23 protein-coding genes are annotated in these 24,539 nt (G+C 68.8%); 9 read left to right on the top strand and 14 right to left on the bottom strand.

Going from position 1 to position 24,539, the window contains the following annotated elements; genetic code table 11:
* Nucleotides 1-14: 14 nt before the first annotated feature.
* Nucleotides 15-1,412 (bottom strand): type VII secretion-associated serine protease mycosin, encoded by a 1,398-nt coding sequence (gene mycP, locus BPODLACK_RS20550; protein WP_006434431.1) that lies wholly within the window; start codon nucleotides 1,410-1,412, stop codon nucleotides 15-17.
* Nucleotides 1,412-2,956 carry a type VII secretion integral membrane protein EccD gene (gene eccD / locus BPODLACK_RS20545; protein WP_159406115.1) on the bottom strand — a complete coding sequence of 515 codons (1,545 nt, stop codon included), beginning with the start codon at nucleotides 2,954-2,956 and terminating at the stop codon, nucleotides 1,412-1,414. Before eccD ends, mycP begins: the two co-directional genes overlap by 1 nt.
* 108 nt (nucleotides 2,957-3,064) lie before the next feature.
* Here eccD and BPODLACK_RS20540 point away from each other — a divergent pair, with 108 nt between their 5' ends.
* The 6 genes from BPODLACK_RS20540 (at nucleotide 3,065) to BPODLACK_RS20515 (ending at nucleotide 11,728) form a co-directional block, all read left to right on the top strand.
* Nucleotides 3,065-7,147, top strand: coding sequence for a type VII secretion protein EccC (locus tag BPODLACK_RS20540; protein WP_006434433.1), 4,083 nt, complete (start codon nucleotides 3,065-3,067; stop codon nucleotides 7,145-7,147).
* Between the two features lie 43 nt (nucleotides 7,148-7,190).
* The gene (locus tag BPODLACK_RS20535; RefSeq protein WP_236577737.1) at nucleotides 7,191-8,498 is read left to right on the top strand and encodes a type VII secretion-associated protein; all 1,308 of its coding nucleotides are present in this window, start codon (nucleotides 7,191-7,193) and stop codon (nucleotides 8,496-8,498) included.
* 194 nt (nucleotides 8,499-8,692) lie between these two features.
* Nucleotides 8,693-9,136, top strand: a complete 444-nt coding sequence (rplM, locus tag BPODLACK_RS20530) for a 50S ribosomal protein L13 (RefSeq protein WP_006434435.1) — start codon at nucleotides 8,693-8,695, stop codon at nucleotides 9,134-9,136.
* Complete coding sequence (gene rpsI, locus BPODLACK_RS20525) at nucleotides 9,133-9,663, top strand: 30S ribosomal protein S9 (RefSeq protein WP_006434436.1); 531 nt, start codon at nucleotides 9,133-9,135, stop codon at nucleotides 9,661-9,663. The genes rplM and rpsI overlap by 4 nt, the downstream gene beginning before the upstream one ends.
* 2 nt (nucleotides 9,664-9,665) lie before the next feature.
* Complete coding sequence (gene glmM, locus BPODLACK_RS20520) at nucleotides 9,666-11,009, top strand: phosphoglucosamine mutase (protein WP_006434437.1); 1,344 nt, start codon at nucleotides 9,666-9,668, stop codon at nucleotides 11,007-11,009.
* Nucleotides 11,006-11,728 carry an HAD family hydrolase gene (locus BPODLACK_RS20515; RefSeq protein ID WP_006434438.1) on the top strand — a complete coding sequence of 241 codons (723 nt, stop codon included), beginning with the start codon at nucleotides 11,006-11,008 and terminating at the stop codon, nucleotides 11,726-11,728. Before glmM ends, BPODLACK_RS20515 begins: the two co-directional genes overlap by 4 nt.
* A gap of 9 nt (nucleotides 11,729-11,737) precedes the next feature.
* Here the strand turns inward: BPODLACK_RS20515 and BPODLACK_RS20510 are convergent, their stop codons facing one another.
* From BPODLACK_RS20510 to BPODLACK_RS20460, 12 genes are all read right to left on the bottom strand, one after another.
* Nucleotides 11,738-12,490: an SDR family NAD(P)-dependent oxidoreductase gene (locus BPODLACK_RS20510; protein WP_006434439.1), complete on the bottom strand. Its 753-nt coding sequence runs from the start codon at nucleotides 12,488-12,490 to the stop codon at nucleotides 11,738-11,740.
* A gap of 45 nt (nucleotides 12,491-12,535) precedes the next feature.
* The gene (locus tag BPODLACK_RS20505; RefSeq protein WP_006434440.1) at nucleotides 12,536-13,822 is read right to left on the bottom strand and encodes an acyl-CoA dehydrogenase family protein; all 1,287 of its coding nucleotides are present in this window, start codon (nucleotides 13,820-13,822) and stop codon (nucleotides 12,536-12,538) included.
* Nucleotides 13,823-13,899: 77 nt separating this feature from the next.
* Nucleotides 13,900-14,973, bottom strand: coding sequence for a phosphotransferase family protein (locus BPODLACK_RS20500; protein ID WP_006434441.1), 1,074 nt, complete (start codon nucleotides 14,971-14,973; stop codon nucleotides 13,900-13,902).
* Nucleotides 14,974-15,059: 86 nt separating this feature from the next.
* On the bottom strand, nucleotides 15,060-16,898 hold the full coding sequence (locus BPODLACK_RS20495; RefSeq protein WP_006434442.1) for a GAF domain-containing protein: 1,839 nt from the start codon (nucleotides 16,896-16,898) through the stop codon (nucleotides 15,060-15,062).
* 64 nt (nucleotides 16,899-16,962) lie between these two features.
* Nucleotides 16,963-18,255, bottom strand: a complete 1,293-nt coding sequence (locus BPODLACK_RS20490; RefSeq protein WP_006434443.1) for a bifunctional 3,4-dihydroxy-2-butanone-4-phosphate synthase/GTP cyclohydrolase II — start codon at nucleotides 18,253-18,255, stop codon at nucleotides 16,963-16,965.
* A complete protein-coding gene (locus tag BPODLACK_RS20485; RefSeq protein ID WP_006434444.1) occupies nucleotides 18,252-18,752 on the bottom strand; it encodes a flavin reductase family protein in 501 nt (166 codons plus the stop codon). The genes BPODLACK_RS20490 and BPODLACK_RS20485 overlap by 4 nt, the downstream gene beginning before the upstream one ends.
* A gap of 82 nt (nucleotides 18,753-18,834) precedes the next feature.
* Nucleotides 18,835-19,083, bottom strand: a complete 249-nt coding sequence (locus tag BPODLACK_RS23670; protein ID WP_006434445.1) for a hypothetical protein — start codon at nucleotides 19,081-19,083, stop codon at nucleotides 18,835-18,837.
* Complete coding sequence (locus BPODLACK_RS20480; protein ID WP_006434446.1) at nucleotides 19,080-19,925, bottom strand: LLM class flavin-dependent oxidoreductase; 846 nt, start codon at nucleotides 19,923-19,925, stop codon at nucleotides 19,080-19,082. The genes BPODLACK_RS23670 and BPODLACK_RS20480 overlap by 4 nt, the downstream gene beginning before the upstream one ends.
* Before the next feature lie 118 nt (nucleotides 19,926-20,043).
* Entirely contained in the window at nucleotides 20,044-20,466 is a 423-nt protein-coding gene (locus BPODLACK_RS20475; protein ID WP_006434447.1) for a nuclear transport factor 2 family protein, read from the bottom strand.
* Between the two features lie 147 nt (nucleotides 20,467-20,613).
* Nucleotides 20,614-21,345 carry an SDR family NAD(P)-dependent oxidoreductase gene (locus BPODLACK_RS20470; protein ID WP_006434448.1) on the bottom strand — a complete coding sequence of 244 codons (732 nt, stop codon included), beginning with the start codon at nucleotides 21,343-21,345 and terminating at the stop codon, nucleotides 20,614-20,616.
* A complete protein-coding gene (locus tag BPODLACK_RS20465; protein WP_006434449.1) occupies nucleotides 21,342-22,142 on the bottom strand; it encodes an alpha/beta fold hydrolase in 801 nt (266 codons plus the stop codon). Before BPODLACK_RS20465 ends, BPODLACK_RS20470 begins: the two co-directional genes overlap by 4 nt.
* Nucleotides 22,123-22,680 (bottom strand): hypothetical protein, encoded by a 558-nt coding sequence (locus BPODLACK_RS20460; RefSeq protein ID WP_006434450.1) that lies wholly within the window; start codon nucleotides 22,678-22,680, stop codon nucleotides 22,123-22,125. The genes BPODLACK_RS20465 and BPODLACK_RS20460 overlap by 20 nt, the downstream gene beginning before the upstream one ends.
* A gap of 210 nt (nucleotides 22,681-22,890) precedes the next feature.
* On the opposite strand from BPODLACK_RS20460, the gene BPODLACK_RS20455 reads away from it, so the two are divergent.
* Genes BPODLACK_RS20455 through BPODLACK_RS20445 form a run of 3 tightly spaced genes read left to right on the top strand, consistent with a single transcriptional unit; the run spans nucleotide 22,891 to nucleotide 24,532 of the window.
* Nucleotides 22,891-23,265, top strand: a complete 375-nt coding sequence (locus BPODLACK_RS20455) for a hypothetical protein (protein ID WP_006434451.1) — start codon at nucleotides 22,891-22,893, stop codon at nucleotides 23,263-23,265.
* On the top strand, nucleotides 23,262-24,275 hold the full coding sequence (locus BPODLACK_RS20450) for a hypothetical protein (protein WP_006434452.1): 1,014 nt from the start codon (nucleotides 23,262-23,264) through the stop codon (nucleotides 24,273-24,275). Before BPODLACK_RS20455 ends, BPODLACK_RS20450 begins: the two co-directional genes overlap by 4 nt.
* The gene (locus BPODLACK_RS20445) at nucleotides 24,272-24,532 is read left to right on the top strand and encodes a hypothetical protein (protein ID WP_006434453.1); all 261 of its coding nucleotides are present in this window, start codon (nucleotides 24,272-24,274) and stop codon (nucleotides 24,530-24,532) included. Before BPODLACK_RS20450 ends, BPODLACK_RS20445 begins: the two co-directional genes overlap by 4 nt.
* The last annotated feature ends 7 nt before the right edge of the window (nucleotides 24,533-24,539 follow it).

The raw sequence follows: 24,539 nt of genomic DNA, 5'->3' as shown, positions 1-24,539 counted from the left end.
CAGAATCTGTCTGATCAGAACTCGTCGGGGTCGAGCTTGCGCACCCGACGGTGGGGCAGCGCGATCGCCAGCACGGTCGCGATGAGCGCGGCGCTGACACCCGCCCCCGCGACGGCGACGTTGCGTGCGGTGTGGTCCGGCGGCGTCGGGGGTGCCGGTGCGGCGATCGGGGCCGACTGCGGCCCGGCCCGCTGATCGGCGGGTAGTTCCGCGGTCAGGGCGGAGACCGGGTCGACGACCCCGTGACCGATCCGCTGGTCGTGTCCGGTTCCCGGGGCGTGGGCGGTCGCCACGATCCGATCCATGACCTCCCGTGCGCTCAGGTCGGGGAACCGTGCCCGGACCAGAGCTGCGGTACCGGCGACGTAGGGTGCGGCGAAGCTCGTCCCGATCAGCGGCAGCGGCCCGTTCTCGCTCCGTTGCGCCGACACCAGACGGCCCGAACCCTTCGCGCTGTCGAGACTCACGATGTCGGTGCCCGGTGCCGCCACACCCACCCACGGGCCGTGGAGGCTGAAATCGCTCGGTGTGCCGGTCGCGGCGTCGATCGAGCCGACGGTGAGGACGTACGGCGAGTACCACGCGGGACTCGCGATCGTCGTCACCGCACTCCAGTCGTCCGGGTCGCCGGCGAGAGGCGTCGGATTCTGGCTCTGGCAGGCGCCGTCCCGGGTGATGTTGCCGGCCGCCGCCACCACCACGACGTCGCGGTCGTAGGCGTATCGGATCGCCGCCCCGAGTGCGCGGTCGTCGACCTTGTCGGCCGCCGACGCGCACGCGACCTCGGAGATGTTGATGACGGTGGCGCGCAGATCGACGGCGCGGACGATGGCGTGGGCGAGAGTACGGACCGAACCGTAGCCCGAGCCGACCGCCGGTGCGCCGTCGTCGGCGCGGCGATCGTTCTTGGCCTTGAAGGCGCTGCTGGACTGGCGGATGCCGATGATCGAAGCTGCGGGCGCGACCCCGGCGAAGGCGTCCGAGGTGCTCGGCCGGGCGGCGATGATGCCCGCGACCAGGGTGCCGTGGGCGTCGCAGTCCTCGAGTCCGGTGCCGTTCGAGACGTAGTCGCCGCCCGCGGTGACGCGCCCGAGTCGCGGGTGCGGTGTCACGCCGGTGTCGATGACGGCCACCCGCTGTCCGGCGCCACGGCTGAAGCGCCAGGCCTCCTCGAGATTCATCATCGATTGGGCGGCAGTCGGATTCGCGGTGTTGCGGGTGAGGGTCGCGGTGTTGCACAGATGGCTCTGCTCGGTCGGTTCCGGCGGTGCGACAGGTGCCGAACGGATCAGTGCCGATGCGTCGACCCGCGGCGGCGTGACTGCGGCGGCGGGGGAGGAGGTCAACCCGAGCAGGGTCGCGGTCAGCGCCAGCGCGAGAGGCGCCGCGATCCGGGTGCGTGCCCGGGACATCAGATCTCCCGGACGATCCGGTACAGGTCGAGCAACCACAGCAGCAGCGGGACGATGAGCGCGACGAGGATGTACTCGCCGATCTCCGCCCACCGGCGCATCACCGGGGAGAAATCCTGATGAGGCGCAACGACTCCGAAGACGAGCGCGGCGATCAGGACGACGCTGCCCAGGGCGAAGGACACGATCGGCCACCGGCCGTCCCCGAACGCCAGACCGACCAGCAGGGTGAGCACCACGAGCGAGCCGCCGATGATGAGGATCGCCGCCTGGAAGAGGTCGCTGTGGGACCGTCCGCGCAGGCACAGGACCACGCCGATGATCGCTGCGTAGGCCGCGTTCTTCCATTCGAAGCCGGCGAGGGGAGCGGCGGTGAGCACCGCCGAGATCGCGACGATGCCGGTGAGGCCGCCGATGATGCCGGTCAGGTACGCGTTGGCGATGTATGAGCGACGTTCCAGCGCATCGGCCTTCGGCAGTGCCGTGGCCCCGATCGCGCCGATTCCCTCGATCGACGGCTGCGGTTCGATGTCCTTGACGTCGATGGCCGCGCCCGCGGTGGGGACCGGCGGCAACGGCAGTTTGGCGAGCAGGATCGTCAGTCGTGGGGAGAGTCCGATCAGCAGCAGACCCACCGCCGCGACGACGGCCGCGACCTCCGCGACGTCGGCGTCGATGAGCATTCGGGCACCACATCCCAGGACGCCGACGAGTGCGGCGCTGGTCACCGCACTGTGGGCGGTCGCACCGACCGCGGTCATCCGGTAGGTGATGACCGCCGTGGCCAGGGTCAGCGCGAATCCGAGGGTCAGATGCGCGGCACCGAAGGAACCGGGCGTGAGGATCATGCCGGTCACGAATGCCATCGGCGCCGCGCAGACCGAGAGGATCGTCGAGCTGAGCTGATCCCGGTAGTAGCGCGCGACGATCGTGGCCGCGGTGATCAGTCCGATCACCGCCAGCCCGGATCCTCCCGCGGGCCACAGTGCGCCGCTGTCGAGTCGACTCGCGGCGAGCCCCGCCGCCGCGGCGACCGCCGCGACCAGGGCCAGTGCATGACCCACATACCTCGCCGAGGTCGCGGTCCAGCTCATGAACTGGGATTCGTTCAGTCGCGCAACGGCATCGACCACGTCGTCGAACAGGATCGGCGACTCACCCGTCCGGGTGGAGGTCAGCAGGAGAAGGTCGCCGTCGCGGATTCCCGACTCCGACAGCGAGCGGTGCAGGGCCAGCGGTTCCTGACCGACCAGGGCCAGGGTCCAGCGGTTCTGCCGGTCGTGCGGGCGGCCGCGGCCGCGGGAATCCGAGTCGGGGTCGTCCGGGTCGTGACGGTTGGGGTTGCGCGACTCGATCTGTGCGACGAGGTCACCGATGAGTCCGGCGATCGGGATGCCCGCGGGCAGTCCGACGTCGAGTTGGGTGTTGCCGCCCAGCACCGAAACACGTACGAGCTGCGGCTCGATTGCGGTGTCCGCGCGTCGACGGTCACCGCCACTGCCGTCCGCGGCGGTCGTCGGGTGTCCCGGCGCGAATCCGTCCACAGGTGACTTACAGGTCAATCCTCCCCCAGGTTTCAGCAGCTAACATAGCCAACTTCAGCGGGTTCGCCCGCCCGGGGATACACAGCTCGAGGTGTCAGGGGGGATCGAGTGGTCACGACCACTGAGGGATTCGTGCGTCGGCCACGCATCACGCCGCCTCGAATGCCGGGCGGCGAGGTCAACATCCAGGCGCCGCCGGACGTCCCGCGCGTGGTGCCCGGCAACCTGCTCATGAAGCTGCTGCCGGTGGTGATGATCGTCGCCGTCGTCGGCATGATCGCGCTGATGATGGTCACCGGTGGCCGCAACATCCTGACCAATCCGCTGTTCATGATGTTCCCGCTGATGATGCTCATGTCGATGTTCGGCATGTTCGCCGCCGGTGGGCGCGGCGGCGGCAAGCGCGCCGCGGAACTCAACGAGGAGCGCAAGGACTACTTCCGCTACCTCGGCCAGTTGCGCGCCCAGGTCTTCGACACCGTGGAGAACCAGCGCGCCGCCCGCACCTGGAGTCATCCCGATCCGCACGCGCTGCTCGACGTCGTCGGCAGCCGGCGGATGTGGGAGCGACGCCCCGCCGACAACGACTTCGCCCATGTGCGTGTGGGAGTCGGCGTCCAACGCCTCGCGACGCGGCTGATGCCGCCGGAGACCGGCCCGCTCGAGGACATCGAGCCGGTGTCGATGGTGGCCCTGCGTCGCTTCGTGCGGACCCATTCCGCGGTGTACAGCCTGCCCCGGTCGATCTCGCTCCGCGGCTTCCCGGCGATCAACATCGAGGGTGCCCGGCAGGAGACCCGCGAACTGGTCCGTTCGATGATCGTCGAACTCTGCGCCTTCCACGGCCCCGACCACCTCCACATCGGCATCGTCACCGGCGACCCCGCCGGCGAAGCCTGGGACTGGGCGAAATGGCTTCCGCACGTAGGGCATCCGACGCTGCGCGACGGTATCGGGCCGATGCGGATGATCTATCCGACGCTCGCCGATCTCGAGAACGCGCTGGCCGCCGACCTGCTGGAGCGTGGTCGGTTCAGCAGGTCGGCGCCGCCGAACGGGAACCGCGCCCACCTGGTGGTCGTCATCGACGACGGTTACGTCGCCGGCGACGAGCGCATCCTCAGCTCCGCGGGCATGGAGGGCGTGACCGTCCTCGACCTGACGGCACCGCCGGACGGTCTCGCGGCCCGGCGCGGCCTGCAACTCGTGGTGCGCGGGGGGAAGGTCTCGGCCCGGAGCGTCGCGGGCGTCGAGGAATTCGCGGACATGGACTCGCTGACGATCGCCGAGGCGGAGGCGATCGCACGCCGCATGGCCCGGTACCGGCTGGCGACGGCGGCCACCCTGGCGAACCTGGAATCGGAGGCCACCTCGACCGATCCGGGCCTGCCCGCCCTCCTCGGCATCGACGACGCCGCCCGTTTCGACCCGGCCACGGCCTGGCGCGGACGCACCGGTCGTGAACGTCTGCGGGTGCCGATCGGATACACCCCGAGCGGCGCGCCGGTCGAACTCGACATCAAGGAGAGCGCCCACGGTGGCATGGGACCCCATGGCCTCTGTATCGGTGCGACGGGTTCCGGCAAGTCGGAGTTCCTGCGGACCCTCGTCCTCGCCATGCTGGCCACGCATTCGCCGACCGAGCTGAACCTGGTCCTCGTCGACTTCAAGGGCGGCGCGACCTTCCTCGGGCTCGAGTCCACACCGCATGTCGCGGCGATCATCACCAACCTCGAGCAGGAACTGTCGATGGTCGACCGCATGAAGGATGCGTTGTCGGGCGAGATGAATCGCCGCCAGGAGGTCCTGCGTGCGGCGGGCAACTACGCCAACGTCGCCGACTACGAACGTGCCCGCGCCTCGGGTGTGCGCCTCGAACCGCTGCCCGCCCTGTTCATCGTCGTCGACGAGTTCTCCGAACTGCTCTCGCAGAAACCGGATTTCGCCGAACTCTTCGTCGCGATCGGTCGCCTGGGCCGCTCGTTGCACATCCACCTGCTGCTGGCCTCGCAACGTCTCGAGGAGGGCAAGCTCCGTGGGCTCGACTCCCACCTGTCGTATCGAATCGGCCTGAAAACCTTCTCCGCCAACGAATCCCGGTCGGTACTCGGTGTCCCCGACGCCTACCACCTACCTAGCGTGCCCGGTTCGGCCTACCTGAAATGCGACTCGGACGACCCGGTCCGGTTCAACACCTCGTATGTCTCGGGTCCGTACTATTCGCCGGCCGTGGCCTCAGACACCTCGGACACCATGACGTCGGGGATACCGCGACTCGGGAACCTCAAGGTCTTCACCGCGCTGCCGGTCCCGCTGGACGAGGGTTCCCCGCGGTCGCTGCTCGATCAGGCGGCGAGCCTGCTCGACGAGGAGCCGCCTTCCCTCGACGCCGCGCCCGCCGACTTCGAGCCGACCTCGGTGTCGGTGCCGACGCTGATGCAGACCATCATCGGTCGCATGGAGGGCTCCGGCCCGCCGGCTCACCGGGTCTGGCTGGACCCGCTCGACGATTCGCCGACCGTGGAACACCTGGTGGGAGCACGCGACTGGATCAAGCCGACGGTCCCCGGCAACCTGGCCTTGCCCATCGGTCTGGTCGATCGCCCCTACGACCAGCGCCGCGACCCCCTCGTCATCGACCTGGCGGGCGCGGCCGGCAACGTGGCCGTGGTCGGTGGCCCGCAGTCGGGTAAATCGACGACGCTGCGCACGATCATCATGGCCGCGGCGGCCACGCACACGCCGGAACAGGTGCAGTTCTACTGCCTGGACTTCGGCGGCGGCAGTCTCGCCGGCCTCGCCGGTCTCCCACATGTTGGTTCGGTGGCGTCCCGCGGCGACATGGATGCCGTCCGCCGCACCGTCGCCGAGGTCGGGGCGGTAGTCCGGGCACGGGAGCTGTTGTTCGGCCGTCTCGGCGTCGAGTCGATGCGTGATTACCGGGCCCGCCGTGCGGCCTGGTTCGCCTCCGGGACCCTCGCGCCCGACGATCCGTTGGCCACCGACCGGTTCGGCGACGTCTTCCTCGTGCTCGACGGCATCAGCGTGCTGCGTTCCGAACTCGAGTCGCTCGAGGAGCAGATCACCACGATTGTCTCTCAGGGGTTGTCTTTCGGCGTGCACGTGATCGTCAGCGCCTCGCGGTGGGCCGAGATCCGCCCGGCGGTCCGAGACCTCCTGGGTACGCGCATCGAACTGCGCCTCGGCGACCCGTCGGACTCCGAGATGAGTCGCCGCGCCGCTGCGGGCGTCCCGCAGAACCGTCCCGGTCGGGGTCTCACCGCGGAGGAGCTCCACATGCTCATCGCCCTGCCGCGCCTCGACCCGGTCAGCAGCGCCGAGTCGCTGCCCGCCGGTGTTGCGGCCTCGGCGGAGAAACTCGCCGCCGCGTACCCGGGCCGTTCGGCGCTGCCGGTCCGCAAGCTGAGCACCGAGATCGCGATGTCGGCCGTTCAGAACGGGCTGGCCGCGGCCGGGGTCACGTTGTCGCTGAACCAGGTCGCGATCGGCGTCGGCGAACTGGAGCTGGCCCCGGTGGTGCTCGACTTCGACGCGCAGCCTCACTTCATGGTGTTCGCCGACGTCGAGCACGGAAAGACGAACGTGCTGCGCGCGATCGTTCGCGGCCTCGTCGCCGGCGGCACCCCGGAGCAGGTGAAGATCGCGTTCATCGACTACCGCCGCACGATGCTCGGTGTGGTCGACGGCGATCACCTCGCCGGATATGCCAGCTCGCACGACAATGCCATGACGCTGATGAACCAGCTGGCGGCATATCTCAAGGACTGCATGCCCCCGAACGATGTGACCGTTCAGCAGCTGCGGGAGCGTTCGTGGTTGGTCGGCAAGCCGGAGGTGTACCTCGTGGTGGACGACTACGACATGGTGGCAACGTCGTCGGGCAATCCGTTGCTGCCGGTCATCGAGTACGCATCGCACGCCCGGGACATCGGTTTCCACATCGTCCTGGCGCGTCGATCCGGCGGCCTCGGCCGGGCGATGTTCGATCCCGTGATCGCGCGGCTGAAGGACCTGTCGTCCGACATCCTGCTGATGAGCGGCGACCGCGACGAAGGTTTCATCACCGGACGCAGCCGCATGCAGCGGCTGGTGCCCGGACGCGGTGAACTCGTCTCGCGGGTGCGTCCGCAGGAGATGATCCAGGTCGCCCACCTACCGGCCGACGACTAGCGACGGATCTGCCTTGGACGACACGGGTACGGGCAGGAGCGGGGTGAGCCGACGCCGTCCGACGGTCGTCGACCTCGCGTTCGGGCAGCCACGGATCTGGGATCCGGTCACCGGGCTCAGGTGCCCTGACCGCGATCTGCGCCCGCTGCTCCTCGCGGTCGACGAGATGACGGTCGTGCTCGACGGCCGGCGCCGGCACCTGCGGCAGGCGTGGCAGCAGGCGTTCGACGAGATGGGTGTCCACGCCTCGGATCCGGGCCGGCCGCTGATCGTCGGGCATCCGAGTACCTGGGGACACCGGCGCGCGTCGTCGCTGGCCGATGCCGGAGGGCGGAGGGCGGGCCAGGCGCCACTGACGCTTCTCCCGCGTGCGGTCCTCATCGCGCGCAGCCACGCCGACATCACCGTGCGGCGCTGTGCCGTCGTGGAGACCACGCACCTCCCGGAACCGCCCCACGATCCCGCCCGTCCACGCCCGGCTGCGTGGGATGTGCAGATCGTGCGGCGACACCCCCAGGGCTGGGACATCGAGCGCAGTGGGGTGATCGAGCCGGGGGACCGGGAGGCCGAGGGGCTCTCGATCATCGACGACGCGGTCGAAGCCGTCTTCGTCGACGGTGACGATCCGCGGGAGGTGGCGGCGGCGACAGAGCTGGTCGCCGCGCACGCGATCGCGGGCCGTGTCGTGCCGGTGGACCGCGACCTTCTCGTCCGTCTGGGCCGCCGGACCGGTGGTGTCGCCGACGACGCCGTGCCGGTGGCCGACGGGCCCGCGATGCCGGCGCCGGACGCGTCGAGGCGACGCAGCCGTCGTGTGCTGGCCGGTGCTGCGGCCGCGGCGGTGGTGGTCGTCGCCGTCGCCTTCGGGGTCGGGTGGTGGCAGCGGGACGACCCCGCGCCCGCTGCTGCCGAGGTCGCGGTCGGCCGCGCCACGCTGTCGGTTCCCGGGAACTGGCGGGAGTCCGGGCAGGACACCCCGAGCGGCGACACCACCGACGACCCGACCACGACCCGCGCCGTGTTCGTCTCCGCCGACGACGGCCGGCGGATCATCGCGGTCCTGACCGAGCTGCGCGACGGGTCGACCCGGCAGTCCGTCGCCACGAGTCTGCGTAATCGCATCGACCAGCGGGGCGACGACGTCGTCACCGAGTTCTCCGCGGACACCCGCTACGCCGGACGCGACGTCATCAGCTACCGGGAGGCGCCGGCGTCGGGCAGCGCCATCCGCTGGTATGTCATCGTCGACGACGGTCTGCAGGTGTCGATCGGGTGTCAGGCCGGGACGGCCGCCGAATCTGTGGACCGCGAATGCGCGGAGGCCGTCAGATCGGTACGGGTGGGGCAGTAGGGGACGAGCGTGACGGGTCGGCTCGGCGTTTTGACCCTGACCTGCACGGTCGCGTAACCTGGATCGCTGGTGCTCGGCGCCTGTCGCATACACGCGTGCACAGGCAGAAGAGGCCCGGGTCCCCACTGGTCGCCGGGAAGAACCTCCGCCGTACATCCGACCAGCACCCACAAGACAAGAGTTGAGGACCAACTGTGCCTACCTACACCCCGAAGGCCGGTGACATCACGCGTACGTGGCACGTCATCGACGCCACCGACGTGGTGCTCGGCCGGCTGGCCGTGCAGAGCGCGAACCTGCTCCGCGGCAAGCACAAGCCGACCTACGCCCCGCACATGGACGGTGGCGACTTCGTCGTCATCATCAACGCGGAGAAGGTCGCGCTGACCAGCAACAAGGCCGAGCGCAAGCTGAACTACACCCACTCGGGGCATCCCGGTGGCCTGAAGTCCCGCACCACCGCCGAGCTGCTCGAGACCTTCCCCGAGCGCGTCATCGAGAAGGCCATCAAGGGCATGCTGCCCTCGAACAAGCTCGGCCGTGCGATGGCCTCGAAGCTGAAGGTCTACGCAGGCCCGAACCATCCGCACGCGGCTCAGCGCCCCGTTCCCTTCGAGATCAAGCAGGTGGCCCAGTGACCAACGAGAACATCAACGAGGCCGTCGAGGCCGTCGAAGAAGCTGTCGAGGTCGTTGAGGCCGTGGAGGCCGTCGAGGCCGCTGCCGACGATTACGACACCGCTGCCGCTGTCGAAGAGGTTCGCGAGCCGGTAGTGATCGACCGTCCGATCCAGACCGTCGGCCGCCGCAAGGAAGCCGTCGTCCGCGTTCGCCTGCTGCCGGGCACCGGTGAGTTCAAGCTCAACGGCCGTTCGCTGGAGGAGTACTTCCCCAACAAGGTGCACCAGCAGCTCATCAAGGCTCCGCTGGTCACCGTCGAGCGCACCGAGTCGTTCGACATCTACGCCAAGCTCGTCGGCGGCGGCCCCTCGGGCCAGGCCGGTGCGCTGCGTCTCGCCATCGCTCGTGCCCTCATCGAGGTCACCCCGGATGATCGCCCCGCCCTGAAGAAGGCCGGCTTCCTCACCCGTGACCCGCGTGCGGTCGAGCGCAAGAAGTACGGCCTCAAGAAGGCCCGCAAGGCGTCGCAGTACTCCAAGCGCTGATCTTGGCACGCCTTTTCGGTACCGACGGCGTCCGAGGCCTGGCCAACGCCGAGCTCACTCCCGAGCTCGCGTTGCGCCTGGCCTCGGCCGCCGCGGTCGTTTTCGAAGACCTGTCCGACGATCACTCGCGCCGCCCGCGTGCGGTGGTCGGTCGCGACCCACGAGCCTCCGGCGAGATGCTGGAAGCCGCCGTGTGCGCGGGACTCGCCGCGACCGGCGTCGACGCCATCCGCGTCGGCACCGTGCCCACCCCGGCGGTCGCCTTCCTGACCGCGGACTACCACGCCGACTTCGGCGTGATGATCTCCGCGTCGCACAACCCCATGCCCGACAACGGGATCAAGTTCTTCTCCGCCGGCGGGCACAAGCTCGACGACGAGGTCGAGGACCGTATCGAAGCGGCGATGGACGACGACTTCGTCCGGCCCATCGGTGCGGCGGTCGGTCGTGTTCTCGACGCACCGGACGCGGGAGACCGCTACCGGCGGCACCTGGCCCAGGCCGTCGACGAGCGTCTGGACGGTCTGACGGTCGTGGTCGACTGCGCACACGGCGCCGCGTCGCAACTCGCGCCGCTGGCCTATGCCGACGCCGGTGCCAAGGTCATCACGATCCACGCCGATCCCGACGGCCTGAACATCAACGCCGACTGCGGTTCCACCCACATGGACAAGCTGCAGGCCGCCGTCCTCGAGCACGGCGCCGATCTCGGTCTCGCCCACGACGGCGACGCCGATCGTTGCCTCGCAGTGGATTCCACCGGTCAGATCGTCGACGGCGACGCCATCATGGCGATCCTGGCGACATCGCTCGCCGACAAGAACCGTCTGCACGAGAACGTCCTCGTCGCCACCGTCATGAGCAACCTCGGCCTGCACATCGCGATGCGCGAGGCGGGAATCACGGTGCGTACCACGGCCGTCGGCGACCGCTACGTGGTGGAGGAGCTGCGTCGCGGCGGGTACTCCCTCGGCGGTGAGCAGTCCGGCCACATCGTGGTCCCGGGATCGGGAACCACCGGCGACGGCATCCTCACCGGCCTGATGATCATGGCCCGCATGGCGGCCACCTCGTCGCGACTGGCCGACCTGTCCGGCATCGTGACGGTGCTGCCGCAGGAGCTCATCAACGTCCGCGTCGCCGACAAACACGCAGTCGCGGAGTCGCAGTCGGTCAAGCAGGCCGTCGTCGACGCCGAGGCCGAACTGGGCGAATCGGGACGAGTTCTGTTGCGTCCCTCCGGAACCGAACAGCTCGTCCGGGTGATGGTGGAAGCCGGCACCGCGGAGCAGGCGGGCACGGTCGCCCGTCGCCTCGCCGATGTCGTCGCCGCCGCCGGCGCATGACCCCCGATCTCGTGGACAGGGCCAGCACTCCGCGGGCGGTCCTGTTCGACTTCTCCGGCACCCTGTTCCGCTTCGAGGCGCGCGACGACTGGTTCGTCGATCTCCTCGACGATGCGGGCGAGGCGTTCGTCCCGGAGCGGCAGGCGGACATCATCCGCCGCATGGTCGCGCCGGTCGGACTGCCCGAGGGTATCGAGGGCGACGACCGGACCGCTTGGGAGCGAAGGGATCTCGATCCGGAATTGCACCGGGTCGGGTACCTCGCCCTGCTGCGCACGGTCGGGATGAGCAACGCCGGTCACGCCAACTCGCTCTACGACCGGGTCCTCGACCCGGAATCGTGGGTGCCGTTCGCCGACACCGTCGAGGTGCTGACGCGTCTCGCGGACACCGGGGTGCCGATCGGCATCGTCAGCAACATCGCCTTCGATCTGCGCAAAGTCCTTGCCCTGCACGGCATCGACCACCTCGTGGACGCCTACGCGCTCTCCTATGAGGTCGGCGCGATCAAACCCGAACCGCGCCTCTTCCGCGCCGCCCTCGACCCGATCGGCGTGCCGGCCGGCGACGTGCTCATGGTCGGGGACAGCGAGAAGGCCGACGGCGGTGCGCGTGCGCTGGGGTGTTCCTTCGCGCTCGTGCACGATGTGCCGCCGGCCGATCGCCCGACGGCGCTGCTCGACGCCGTGGCCGCTCATGGCATCGAGCTGCGCGACTGAGATCTCCTCTCAGAAGTTGCCCTTGGCCGACCAGCCGCCGTCGACCGGGTAGATCTCGCCGGTCAGGAAGTCGCCCTCACGCATGAGATAGGCGACCATCGAGGCGATCTCCGACGGGCGGCCCAGCCGACGCACGATGTGCGCGTTGGCATTCGCCTGCCGCATCTCCTCGGTGATGTCGGCCAGGATCGGGGTGTCGATGGTGCCCGGTGCGATGGCGTTGATCAGGATGTTGTGCGGGCCGTACTCGTAGGCGGCCTGCTTGGTGAGGCCCACGACGCCGCCCTTGGCCGCCGAATACGACGCCAGGTTGGGCAGACCCCGAAGCGCGGCCATCGACGAGATGTTGACGATGCGGCCACCACCGTTCTCGATCATGCCGGGGATGACCGCTCGCATGCCGAGCCACACGCCCTTGAGGTCGGTGCCGACGACGACGTCCCATGCTTCCTCGGTGAGGCCGACGACGGTGTCCTCGCTGATCATGTTGACCACGCCGGCCACATTGGCCAGGAAGTCGATCGAGCCCTGTGAGGCGGTGATCTGCTCCACCGTGGCCGCCCAGTCGTCGGCGACGCGGACATCGAGGCGGACCGCCTCCGCGGAGCCGCCGGCCTCGGCGATCTCCTTGAGGGTGACCTCGCAGTCCTGGATGTCGGCGGCGACCACATGGGCGCCGTCCGCGGCGAGTCGGATGGCCGTGGCCTGACCGATACCCTGTGCGGCGCCGGTGACGATGGCAGTTTTTCCGTTGAGAGACATACGTGTTCGCTTTCTGGTTCGGAGGAGGGGACGAGCAGGGTGCGTTCAGGGCTGTTCGGCGAGCAATTCGGCGAAGCGATGCCGGGCGGCCTCGCGCCGGGTGGGGATGTGCTCGGTCGGCCGGTCGTCGGCCGGTCGTGTGTATCCCTTGAGGTACTGGCGGGCGACGCTGTCGCGGTGCACCTCGTCGGGGCCGTCGTAGAGACGCGCGGCGCGTGCCGCGCGGTACATGGACTCCAGCGGCAGGTCCGCGCTGTAGCCGAGTGAGCCGTGGACCTGGAGCGCGCGGTCGATGACGTCGTGCAGGATCTTGGCGCCGAAGAACTTGATGTGCGCGATGTCCTTGCGGGCGGCGGCCGTGCCCTCCTCGTCGATGCGCCACGCGGCATGCAGCGTCATCAGACGGAGGGCCTGGATCTCGGCCGCGGAGTCGGCGATGAAGTTGCGGACCGTCTGCTTGTCGGCGAGGACCGATCCGTGGGCGTACCGGTAGGTGGCGCGTTCGCACATCATGTCGAATGCGCGACTCGCCTGACCGATCCAGCGCATGCAATGGTGAATCCGGCCGGGGCCCAGTCGTTTCTGGGCGATCAGGAAGCCGTCGCCCCGATTGCCGAGCAGCGCCGTGTCGTCGACCCGGACGTCACGCAGCACCACCTCGCAGTGCGAACCGTAGGTGTGCGGGCGCGGCCGGGGATTCTCGACCGAACCGATGTCGCGGACCACGTCGAGACCCGGTGCGTCGATCGGGATGATGAACTGCGATGTGCGACGGTGGCGTTCGGCGTCGGGATCGGTGACGGCGACGACGATCATGAAGTCGGCGGTGGCTGCATTGCTGATGAACCACTTGTGGCCGTTGAGAACCCACTCGTCCCCGTCGCGGACCGCGGTGGTGGTGAGGTTGGTGGGATCGGCGCCGGCGTTGTCGGGTTCGGTCAGCGCGAACGAGGAATAGTACTCGCCGGCGAGCAGCGGTTCGAGCCACCGCTTCTTCTGCTCCTCGGTGCCGACCGCGGCGAGGATCTCGCAGTTGCCGGAATCCGGTGCCTGGCAGCCGAACACGAGCGGACCGTACGGTGTGGAACCCAGGATCTCCTGCATCAGGCCCAGCTTCACCTGGCCGTATCCCTGTCCACCGAGTTCCGGGTCGAGGTGTGCGGCCCACAGGTCGTTCGCCTTGACCTCTTCCTGTAGCGGGGCGATCGCCTTGCGCAGTTGATCCCAGTCGAGATCGAGGGTCTCGAGCGGGAAGACCTCGGTACGGACGAAATCCTTCATCCAGTCGAGCTTCTTCTGGAATTCGGGTTCCGTGGAGAAATCCCAGGCCATGGTGGTGTGCTCCGTTTCTGTGGGGGATCGTTGACGAGTACGGGTGGGGTGGGGAAGCGCCGGCGATGTGCGGCGGGTCAGGCGCCGGCGATGATCCCGCGTGCGCGGACGAACAGACCGTCGGCGTAGCGGTGCAGCCGTTCACCGACGTCGCGGGGCGCCTTGCCGTCACATGACCGGGCGTAGGTGCCCTCGAGGATGATGCCGAGTTTGAAGCTCGCGAGAACGGTGTACCAGTCCAGTGCGTCGAGATCCCGGTCGGAACGCTCCGCGTAGCGGGCGACGATCGCGGACCGGCTCGGCAGGTTGCCGGCGCGTCCGAGGGCGCTCTCGTAGAGATCGGACTGCAGCGGGTCGTCGGGCCAGATCGCCAGCAGCACACCGAGATCGAGCAGCGGATCGCCGACGGTTGCCATCTCCCAGTCGACGATGGCCGCGACCCGGGGAGCGCGGTGATCGTAGAGGACGTTCGCCACGTGGTAGTCGCCGTGCAACAGTCCGGGTCGGAAGTGGCCGGGACGGTTGTCCTCGAGCCAACCGGCGATCCGATCCAGATCGGGGAATGCTCCGCCCCGATATCCCGGTGTGGCGGCGTACCGCTCGTGTTCGGCGAGCCACCGGGGCACCTGCCGTTCGAGGAAGCCGTCCGGTTTGCCGAAGTCGTCGAGGCCGATGACGGAGTGGTCGACCGCCGCCAGTCCGGCGAGTGCGTCGACGAGGGCGTAACCCATGGCCTCGCGTCCTTCGGCTGTCGCGGCGTACGGGGCCGGCAGCGCATCGGCGGCGTTGAACCCGTGCACCGGCTCCATCAGGAAGAAGGTCGCGCCGAGGACGTCGGGATCGGTGGTGCCGGCGACGAAACGCGGGTGCGCGACCTCCGTCGAGCTCAGGGCCGACAGCAGGGTCATCTCGCGGGCGATCGCGGCGTTCGACTGCGGGCGCAGGTGCCGGGGCCCGCGCCGCAGGACGTACTCACGTCCGCCGCGGCTGACGATCACCATGATGTTCTGGGTACCGCCGTGCAGCGGCCGGAGCTCGGTGGTGTCACCGGTGGGGAGGCCCTGCTCGTCCATCCACGCCGTCAGCGCTGCGATGTCCACCGGGATGGGGTCGGCGGGAGCAGGACGGTCGGGGATCGTGCTGTGGGCCATGAGACGAACCTATGGCGTGTCCGCCTCGCGGAGAACCGTCGTCGTGCTGATCTGTTGGAGGAATCTCCAACCGGCATCGACGCAGTTCACTGACCTGCGAGATCCAGGACCTGGAAGGCCATCTTCGCCGACAGCAGGCAGTCCAGCGACGTCGGATCGCGACGGGCGATCTCCTTGATCCGGCCAAGGCGGTACCGGATGGTGTTCTCGTGGACGTCCAGCGCCGACGCGGTCGCCTGCACCTTGCCGTCGGCGGCCACGAAGGCGCGCCAGGTGGCGAGGAGGGTGCCGTCGTCGTGCTGTCGTACCGGCGCGACGAAGGAGTGCGCGAAGTGCAGGGCCTCCTTGACGTGGCCGCTGGACACGATCACCCGGAACAAGCCGAGCTCGTCTAGCGTCATGACCCGCTCGTCCCAACCGAAAGACTTTGCCACCGAGCCCATCTCGCGCAGGTCGCGATGAGCGTGGGGATAGTCGACCGGGGTGCGACAGATCCCGGAGATCAGGGTCGCCCCGAGTGAGAGGTCGCCGGAGAGTCGATCGCGGATCGTCGACACGTGGTCGCGGACGTGCCCGACCTCGTCGAGGTCGTCGGATTCCAGGCGGACCATCACGATGACCGCCCCGGGCAGCCGGACGGCCGGTGGCGGGGAGATGGACATGACCGAGGCGAAGGTGCGCGTGACCAGGGACTGAATCGCCGACGCCGTCAGCCTGTCGGTCGCGTCGTCGACGGCGAAGCGAACGAGCACATGGGGATTGGTCAGGTCGATGCCGAACTGCGGGCCTCGTCGGACCAGGTGCTCCTTGTCGCGGCTGTTGCGCAGTAGATCGGAGAGGTAATCGTCGCGCGCCTGACCCTCGGTCTCGATCTGCCGACGCTCGGAGAGCATCTGGAGCGCCAGGACGGTGGCGCCGCGTTCGGCGATGTTGGCGTCGAGCGCCTCCAGGCTGCGGCCCACCTCGACGATGCCGAGGAAGCCGGTCTGCTTGCCCTCGATCACCATGCGGCACATGAGATGCCGACGACCGAGGCCGACGGCCAGCTGCGCGGGCACGATGGCCGACGGCGTGCTCACCGACAGTTCGGCGAGTGCCTGACGCACCGAGGCGGTGGCCCGCACCTTCTCGCTCATCACCGGGGGAGCGGTGAGCTTCAGCGCGTCCGGCGCGGACCAGGCGAGCACGTCGAACGAGTTGTTGTAGAGGACCACAGGCTTGGCTGACAGCTCCGACAGAAGCTCGACGACGCGGTGGATGTTGGCACCCTCGAGCACCGCGCTGGTCAGCCGGTGATGGACGTCGGCGAGGTAGGCCAGTGTGGCGTTGTTCCGGGCGATCTCGGCGGCCTGACCGCGCAGGCGGGTGTTGAGCATCGCCTGGCTGATGAACAGGGCGGACAGGCGGGCGAACAGTTCGGCCACCTCGATGTCCGCGGGCGTGAACTCGTGTTCGCGTCCGCGGCTGTCGACGAAGATCAGGCCGATCACCGCATCGTCGAAGGTGAGCGGGACGCCGAGCATCGCGCGGACATCCCAGTGCGTCATCGTTCGGCGGTGGGGACGCGGGTCGTTGAGCGCGTCGGCGATGACGACGGGCGCGCGCGTGTTGATGACCTCCTGGCTGAAGAGGTCGCCGTCGAAACCGGAGACCTGCCTCTTCACGGCCTCGGTGATGTCGCCGGCCTCCTGGCAGAAGCCCGCGGCGCCGCGGTAGCTGCCGTTGGCGTGCCGCAGGTACACCGAGCACCGGGTGACGCCGAGAAGTGCGCAGAGCTTCTGGCCGACCAGGCTGAGGAGATCTTCCAGCTTCGTGTCGGTGATCGCTTCGGTCGTGATCTCGGCGACGGCCGCGATGACCTCGCGTTCGCGGCCGGTGGCATGTGCCGATCCGGCGTCCACCCCGTGCTCCACCATGGACGTCATCCGCGCGACCTCCTCACCGACTGCTCATGATGAACCTCACAGTAGCAATGAGTGGTGAGGCGGATCATGCACCTGTCGTCCCGGTCGGCGCCTCGGTGACGGCCTCGGTGGGCAGCACGTGGCCCATCCGCTCCCTCTTCGTGCGCAGATACCGGACGTTGTGCGGGGTCGACACGGTCGGCAGTCCGACGCGTCCGACGATCTCGAGGTCGTGCCCTCCGAGTCCGCCGTACTTCGCCGGGTTGTTGGTGATCAGGCGGACGCGGCGGATGCCCAGGTCCTTCAGGATCGCGGCGCCGGTGCCGTAGGTGCGCGAGTCCACCGGGAGTCCGAGAGCGGTGTTGGCGTCGACGGTGTCGAGCCCCTGTTCCTGGAGTGCATAGGCGCGGATCTTGTGGCCCAACCCGATGCCGCGGCCCTCGTGTCCGCGCAGGTAGACGACTGCGCCGCAGCCCTCTTCCGCGATGGCCGACAGAGCTTGTTCGAGTTGTGCACCGCAGTCGCAGCGCAACGAGCCGACGATGTCGCCGGTCAGGCATTCGCTGTGTACGCGGACCAGCGCGCCCTCGGCGGTGGCGCCGGCTGCGGCCACGTCGCCCATGACGAGAGCGAGATGTTCGGTGTCGTCGATGTCCGAGCGGTAGGCGACCGCGCGGAAGTCGCCGAAGAGGGTCGGCATCGCCGCGGTGGCCATCTGGTGGACGAACGAACCGGTGGCGGTCCGGTGGGTCACGAGGTCGGCGATGCGCAGCACGGGCAGTCCGTGACGTTCGGCGAACTCGAGCAGGTCGTCGCCGCGTCGCATCGTCCCGTCGTCGGCGATGATCTCGCCGATGACCCCGACCTCGCCGGCGCCGGACATGGTCACCAGATCGACGGCGGCCTCGGTGTGTCCGGCGCGGGTGAGGACCCCGCCGTCGCGCGCCTGCAGCGGGAAGACGTGCCCGGGACGGCGCAGATCGCCGGCCAGGGTGTCGTCGGAGGCGAGCGCCCGGACCGTGAGCGCGCGGTCGTGTGCCGAGACCCCGGTGCCGGCATCCCGGTGGTCGACGGTGACGGTGAAGGCGGTGCCGTGCGCGTCCCGGTTGTCCTCGACCATCTGCGGTAGCTCGAGCCGGCGGGCGCGGTCGGCGGTCATGGGCGCACAGATGATGCCGGTGGTGTGCCGGATCAGGAACGCCATCTGTTCCTCGGTGACGGAAGCCGCCGAACAGATCAGATCGCCTTCGTTCTCAAGGACGTCGTCGTCGACCACGACCACGAAACCGCCGGCGGCGACCGCCGCTACGGCACGGGCGACCGCCTGGGTGGACGCCTCGGTCGCGATGGGGGTCGGGGTGCTGGGGATCGTGTTCACGAGGCGACCTCGAATGCTCGGTGGGTGCCGAACACCCGGTCGTGGTAGGTGAGAGGTGCTACGGGGGCGACGCCGGTCGCGGCGATGTTGCCCAGTGCGACAACATGATCGCCGCCGTCCACCAGGGATTCGGTCGTGCAGGCCAGCCAGCCGGAGGTGCCGTCGAGGCGGGGGAGTGCAGACGACTCCGACCAGACGATCCCGTCGAACTTGTCGGCGCCCTTGCGGGCGAACCGCATCGCGACGTCGGCCTGGTCGTGGGCCAGCACGTTGACGCCGAATCGACCGGTGCGACGGATGATCGCGAGGAGGTCGGAGCCGCGATCGAGGGACACCAGGACCATCGGCGGTCCCATCGACAGCGACGTGAATGCGCTGACCGTGGTGCCGTGCGGTCGCTGGTCGTCGAACGCGGTGATGACCGCTACGGGCGTGCAGACCCGGGCCATCACCTCGCGGAACTCGAGGGCCACCTGGTCGATGACGGTTTCGCTCATCGATCCTCCTGGAGATGCGTGAGAGGGTTGGGGTCGCTGCGACGCCGGAGAGTACCGGCGCCGCAGCGACGTTCGGATGGCGTCAGACCCCGGCGGGCGTCTTGGCCTTCATCTTGTGGACCGCGGGTACGACCTTCTCGCCGAAGAGCTTCAGGCTCTGCTCGGCGGCGTCGAAGGGGAGACCGCCGAAGGCGAAGGCCGCGTTGGGCAGGAAGTCGCCGATGAGTTCGTGGCGGTAGGCGTACTTCTCGATGCACTGCTCAGGTGTGCCGTAGATGTTCGCCTCGACGTAGGCGTCGGCGGCGGCCTCCATGCCGGCCTCACGGATCATGTCCGCGCCCGCCTGGTAGGTCTCGTAGCCCTTGGTCTCACGCCAGTGCTTGCCGGCGAAGTCGTAGTGCTTGATGACCGACAGGAAGACCGGTTGATGTGCTCGTAGGCCAGGCGACGGGCCTCCTCCTCGTCCTCGTGACAGATGACGAAGTCCTGGATGACCGGCGGGCCGGGCTCGGTGCCCTGGGCATCGCGGAACATCTGCTTCCAGCCGTTGATGGCCTCGGCATGCTGCTCGAACGGGAACTGCATGAAGGTCATCATCTGGACACCGAGGTCGGCGACCACCGGCACCGAGTCGGGTGACATCGCGGCGGCGAAAAGCCTTCCGTCCCAAGAGGTGTTCGGATTGGGGGCGGGACGCAGCGCGATCTCCTTCTGCGGATACATCGGGCCGTCGCCGGAGACGACGCCGGTGCGCAGTCCGCGCAGCACCATCTCGGCGGCCTCGTTGAAGCGGGGGCGCGCCTCGTCCATCGGGATTCCGAAAGCCTCGTACTCCATCTTCGCCAGACCGCGTCCCATGCCGAGAAGCACACGACCGCCGGACATCTGGTCCAGCATGATGGCCTTCTCGACGACACGCAGCGGATCGTTCCACGGCAGGATCGTGGCACCGATGCCGAGCTTCACCTTCGAGGTCCGGCCGGCGAGGTAGGACAGGATCGCGAAGTTGTCCGGGCACATCGAGTAGTCGTCGAAGTGGTGCTCCGCCGACCAGACCGAGTCGAAACCGGCCTTCTCGGCCAGTACGCCGAGCTCGAGGTCGCGCAGGAAGACCTCTTCGTCGCTCACGTTCTCGTGGTAGTTCTGGAAGACGAGAAGTACGCCGACATCCATTGCATTGACTCCTTGATCACAGGGGTTGGGGTACTGGGTATCTCGAAAGATCGGGTCTTTCGAGGGGAATGGCCGCCGGCGGCGGGATTAGGGTCGGGGACCGCCGGCGACCGGGGGCTCAGCCGAGGAAGACCGCGCGGGTGTGCTCGGTGTCGAGGAATTCCTTGACCTCGTGGATCTTTCCGTCGCGGACCACGAAGACGAAGTGGTAGAGGTTGTTGTAGACCTTGCCGTTGTTCATCTCCGAGTACGACTCGGTCTCGACCGCGACGCGTTCTCCCTCGGCGGTGAAGGCGAGCGGGGTGAGGGCGATGGCACCGGTCTTGGTGGTGGAGGAGAGGCCGGCCAGCATTTCGCCGAATGCCTCTTTGTCCTTGGTCCCGGAGATGCCTTCGATCTCTCCGCCCACCCACCAGGTGGCCGTCGGCGCCAGGTAGGACAGGATGGCGTCCACGTCGTCGCGGGAGAACACCTCCATGAATTCCGCGACCAGAGCCTTGTTCTGCTGCTCCGTGCTGACGCTTGCCGTACTGGTTGACACCGATTGGCCTCCTTCTGACCGCCCCCCGGGGGAAGGCGAGAAACTGTGTGCAACAACGACGTTATGGGTCGATATGGCGTGAGTCACCCTTGCGTTTCGCGTCTCTTGTGGGTTGTCACAACCGGTGCGGGGTGTCGCGAGCCCACGTCACCGGCCACCGCCGCTGAAGGTGTTCATCAGTCCGCCGTCGACGGGCACGATGGCGCCGTACATGTAGGTGGACAACGCGACATCGACGATGACCTGCGCGATCTCCTCCGGCCGGCCGGTACGTCCGGCCGGGATGGACGAGACGACACGCGCCCGCGCCCGGTCGCTGAGTCCCGAGGTCATGTCGGTATCCACAAAACCGGGGATGACCAGGTTCACCCGGATGTCGCGTGGGGCGAGTTCCGCGGCCAGGACCTGGGTCAGACCGCTGAGACCGGCCTTGGCCGAGCCATACGCGACGTCGCCCGGGAATCCCCGGAAACCGACCACCGCACCGACATTCACGATCGACGAGCCCGGTTCGAGGATCGGGACCGTGGCCTTGCACATCTCGAAGGCGCCGGTGAGGTTGGTGGTCAGCACAAGGTCCCAGTCCTCGCGACTCAGATCGTCGACGCGTCCACCGCGGTGCACGCCGGCGACGTTGATCAGGCCGTGGGCACTGCCGTACTCCTCCTTGACCGTGGCCAGTGCGCCGGCCACCGAAGAGGAATCGGTGATGTCGGTCTTCAGTTCCAGGACCTGAGCCGGTCTGGTGAACGGCGTGGTGGACACGCCACGGGCCAGGGACACGACCGAATCGCCTCGGGCTGTGAGGTTCTCGACGACCGCCCGGCCGATGCCGCGCGATCCGCCGGTGACGATCCAGACCCGGGGTCGGGTGCTCATGACTTCAGGAAGCCGGTCAGTTCGGCGAGGTAGCGGTCCCGGTCCTCGAGGAACGGGGCGTGACCGCAGGCGTCGAACGGGACGAGACGAGCGCGCGAGTTGAGTTCGAGGACGGCCTCGGCCCCGGCGAAGGGGACGAAGGCGTCGTCGCGGCCGTGCAGGAGCAGGATCGGGATGTCGAGCCCGCCGAGTTCCTTGCGCAGGTCGGTCCGGGCGAGGTCGCGCAGTGAGTCGTCGCCGACGGGTCCCATCTCCATGAACATCCCCCAGATCCAGTCCAGGACATCGGAACTCGGGGGAGTTGCGCACACCGCCGCGGCCACCCCGCGGAAGGTGTCGGCGCGGTTGGCGGCGGCGCCGGCGAGCACACCCTCGACGTCGTCGGTGGAGCCGCCGTAGGGCCAGTCGTCGGTCGCGGTGTAGCGCGGCGACGCACCACCGGTCAGGACCAGGCCGCCGGCACGCGAGCCGAGTGCGGCGGCGGCAGCGGTGGCGACCGCTCCGCCCAGGGACCAGCCGTTGATGACCGGGGACGACAGGCCGAGGTGTTCGACCACCTTGACCACGTCGGCGGCGAGCGCCGCGATCGTCACATCTTCGAAGTCCTTGTCGGAGCGGCCACAGGCGCGCAGATCGACGAGAACGACCTCGTGGCCCGCGGCCTTGAGCGCGGGAGCGGTCGTGTCCCAGCAGCGGGTGTTGGCGCCCCACCCGTGGATCAGCACGATGGGACGCTCGTCCCCGCGGTGGTGCTCGAAGTAGATCCGGCGATCGTTCTCAACCGCGAGATGGCTCATGGACTTCTCCTTCTTCGTCGAACTCGATTTCGAAAAACTTGTCGGTCTGGGTGGTGGGTTCCTCGTGCCGCAGGGCGCGGGGGACCAGCGGCGGGGCGTCGGCGAAATGCGGCATGACATGGTCGGCGAGCAGTTCCATCGACCGCACGACGTCCTCGTGTGCCATGCCGCCGAACCGCATCCAGCAGATGAGATGGTCGAGACCCGTTTCCTCGCGGAGGATCTCGATGTCGCGGATGAGCCCCTCGGGGTCGCCGACGTAGCAGATCCCGCCCTCACGCAGGCCGGTCAGTGACATCGCACCCTCCGCGGCGGCCTCTGCCAGCGCGGCGTATCGCTCGTAGCCCGCGGGTGTAGCGGCGCCCTGAGGAACGGCGGACATGACGTTGTCGAAGTACCACTCGAGGCTCGGTCGTGCCCGTCGGACGGCCAGGGCGTCGTTCTCGGCCAGATGGATCTGCCAGTTCATCGGGAAGTCGAGGGACAGCGGATCGCGACCCCGATGCATCAGCGTGCGTTTGGCGCCGACGACGTGCATGGTCCTTTCGCCGACGGTGTGGTCGGTGTCACTCTGGGCGATGGATGTGACGACGGGAAGGGCCCATCGGCGGGGTCATTGTCGGAAATCCCAAGGTCCGCGGATGCCGACCCGGGAGATGGAACCGGCAGCGTCCCGTGAGCGTCCAACAGATGGCGTGTTCCGGGCGGAGACGGCGAGCGCGCGGGATGGGTACCATCAGGCATCGTCATGGGGGTGGGCATGGACAGCGCGGGGTCGAACCGGATCGCGATGGACGTCGAGCAGGTGTCCGCGGTCGCGGGCTATTACCGGCGTTCGTCCCTTGTTCTGAACGCGGTCGCCGACGACCTGGCCGCGCACGACTTCGGCCGGTGGGCGCGCACCGATGCGGACCGCGGCCCGGTGTCGTCGCTGGGTCCGTCCGCCGCGGCCTACGCCGAGATGAGTGCCACGCTCTCTGTCCGACTCCGAACGCAATCACGCGCGGCGGCCGTTCTCGCCGACACCCTGCGGAACTCCGCGATCATCATGGCCGCGGGCGACGCGCACGCCGCGGACGAGATCACCCGTGCGGCACCGGGATCGGGGGCGACGACGGGATGAGGCGGGGTGCGGATTCGCTGGCCACGCTGCGGAAGGACGCGCAGGACGGTACCGGGGCGCTGACCGAGTTGCTGGCGGTCGGACGGCTGATGGGTGTACCGGTTCCCGACGACGTGACGATCCGTGCGGGGCTCCGTGCGGTGGACGACTTCGACATCGCGGCGCTCGCGGCGGACAGCCGGGTGCTGGTCTCCGCTCATCGAGCCGTGTCCGATCAGCTGCATCACCTGCCCGAGCAGCGGGTCCGGCTCGACGACGGCTGGCACGGGGAGACCGCGTCGTTCGTGATCGAGACCGTCGTCGACCATCAGCGGCGCGCGGAATCCGACCTCTATCTGCTGCACACGATCACCGACGCCACCTCCGCGGCCGCATCGGGGATCGACCGTCTGTTGCGCTCCTTCTATCTGGCCCTCGCGCGTCTGTCGGCACCGAATGCCGCGGGAACCCCACCGGCCGAGCTCCCACAGGCCGTGCTCTCCGGACGTGTCCCGCTCAATGTCGCGGTCGAGGACATCCGGTCGCGCGTGGCACTGTTCACCACCTCCCTCGACGCGACATTGCGCGGGATCACCGGAATCCTCGACATCCTGAACCGGTCCCTCGACGGGATCGACGACGATCCCTATCCCGTCGAACCCGAGCCCGTCGAACCCGAGACCCGGCCCGTCGCGCGTGCTGCCGAGCCGGTCCGGCCCCAACCCGCTCCGACCGAGCCGCCCCTCCCGCCGACCGAGACGGTGCTACCTGTGCGCGAGTCCGACGAAGGGGACATCCCGTTCCGGTTGAGCGGCTCGTCGGCCGCGGAACCCGAAGTCGCGCAGAAGGTTCGTGGGGCCGAACCGGCTGCTTTCGAGAGCAGGCCGGCGGCCGGTCCCGGACCGCAGACGCCGACACCGACCCACATCGTCGCCGACACCCGCAGCGGCCGCACATCTCCGGCCGCCGGCGGGGCGTCGAGCTCACCCGAGCGATCGACCGGAGATCTGGCCCTGGCGGGTGACCAGTGAGTCTCGCCGATCAGATCGAAGCGCTGGCGCGCTCTGCCACCGCCGAGGTCGCCGATGCCTCACACCGTTTCTCCGCGGCACAGCGCGATCTCGAGATCGCGATGACCGACCACCGGCGCACCGCCGAGCAGTCGGCGGCGCAACGGCTTCGTGCCGAACTGGAGCACGAGGCCGACGCCGCCGACGCATTGCCCGGCATCATGCTGCCCGCCGACATGGCCGACGCCAGTCCGCATCTGCCGCCGCCGAACGCATAGGCTGTCA

The organism is Gordonia sp. YY1 (genome assembly GCF_009872315.1).
GTDB lineage: Bacteria > Actinomycetota > Actinomycetes > Mycobacteriales > Mycobacteriaceae > Gordonia > Gordonia amicalis.
This window is presented reverse-complemented; position numbering and strand designations above follow the sequence as displayed.

Coding starts and splice junctions, on each gene's coding strand:
- BPODLACK_RS20485 (WP_006434444.1), bottom strand. CDS start 18,752: ATGAGCGAAACCGTCATCGACCAGGTGGCCCTCGAGTTCCGCGAGGTG.
- BPODLACK_RS20480 (WP_006434446.1), bottom strand. CDS start 19,925: ATGGATGTCGGCGTACTTCTCGTCTTCCAGAACTACCACGAGAACGTG.
- BPODLACK_RS20495 (WP_006434442.1), bottom strand. CDS start 16,898: ATGACGTCCATGGTGGAGCACGGGGTGGACGCCGGATCGGCACATGCC.
- BPODLACK_RS20450 (WP_006434452.1), top strand. CDS start 23,262: ATGAGGCGGGGTGCGGATTCGCTGGCCACGCTGCGGAAGGACGCGCAG.
- BPODLACK_RS20500 (WP_006434441.1), bottom strand. CDS start 14,973: ATGGCCCACAGCACGATCCCCGACCGTCCTGCTCCCGCCGACCCCATC.
- BPODLACK_RS20470 (WP_006434448.1), bottom strand. CDS start 21,345: ATGAGCACCCGACCCCGGGTCTGGATCGTCACCGGCGGATCGCGCGGC.
- BPODLACK_RS20515 (WP_006434438.1), top strand. CDS start 11,006: ATGACCCCCGATCTCGTGGACAGGGCCAGCACTCCGCGGGCGGTCCTG.
- BPODLACK_RS20460 (WP_006434450.1), bottom strand. CDS start 22,680: ATGCACGTCGTCGGCGCCAAACGCACGCTGATGCATCGGGGTCGCGAT.
- BPODLACK_RS20510 (WP_006434439.1), bottom strand. CDS start 12,490: ATGTCTCTCAACGGAAAAACTGCCATCGTCACCGGCGCCGCACAGGGT.
- BPODLACK_RS20455 (WP_006434451.1), top strand. CDS start 22,891: ATGGGGGTGGGCATGGACAGCGCGGGGTCGAACCGGATCGCGATGGAC.
- BPODLACK_RS20465 (WP_006434449.1), bottom strand. CDS start 22,142: ATGAGCCATCTCGCGGTTGAGAACGATCGCCGGATCTACTTCGAGCAC.
- BPODLACK_RS20505 (WP_006434440.1), bottom strand. CDS start 13,822: ATGGCCTGGGATTTCTCCACGGAACCCGAATTCCAGAAGAAGCTCGAC.
- BPODLACK_RS23670 (WP_006434445.1), bottom strand. CDS start 19,083: ATGATCCGTGAGGCCGGCATGGAGGCCGCCGCCGACGCCTACGTCGAG.
- mycP (WP_006434431.1), bottom strand. CDS start 1,412: ATGTCCCGGGCACGCACCCGGATCGCGGCGCCTCTCGCGCTGGCGCTG.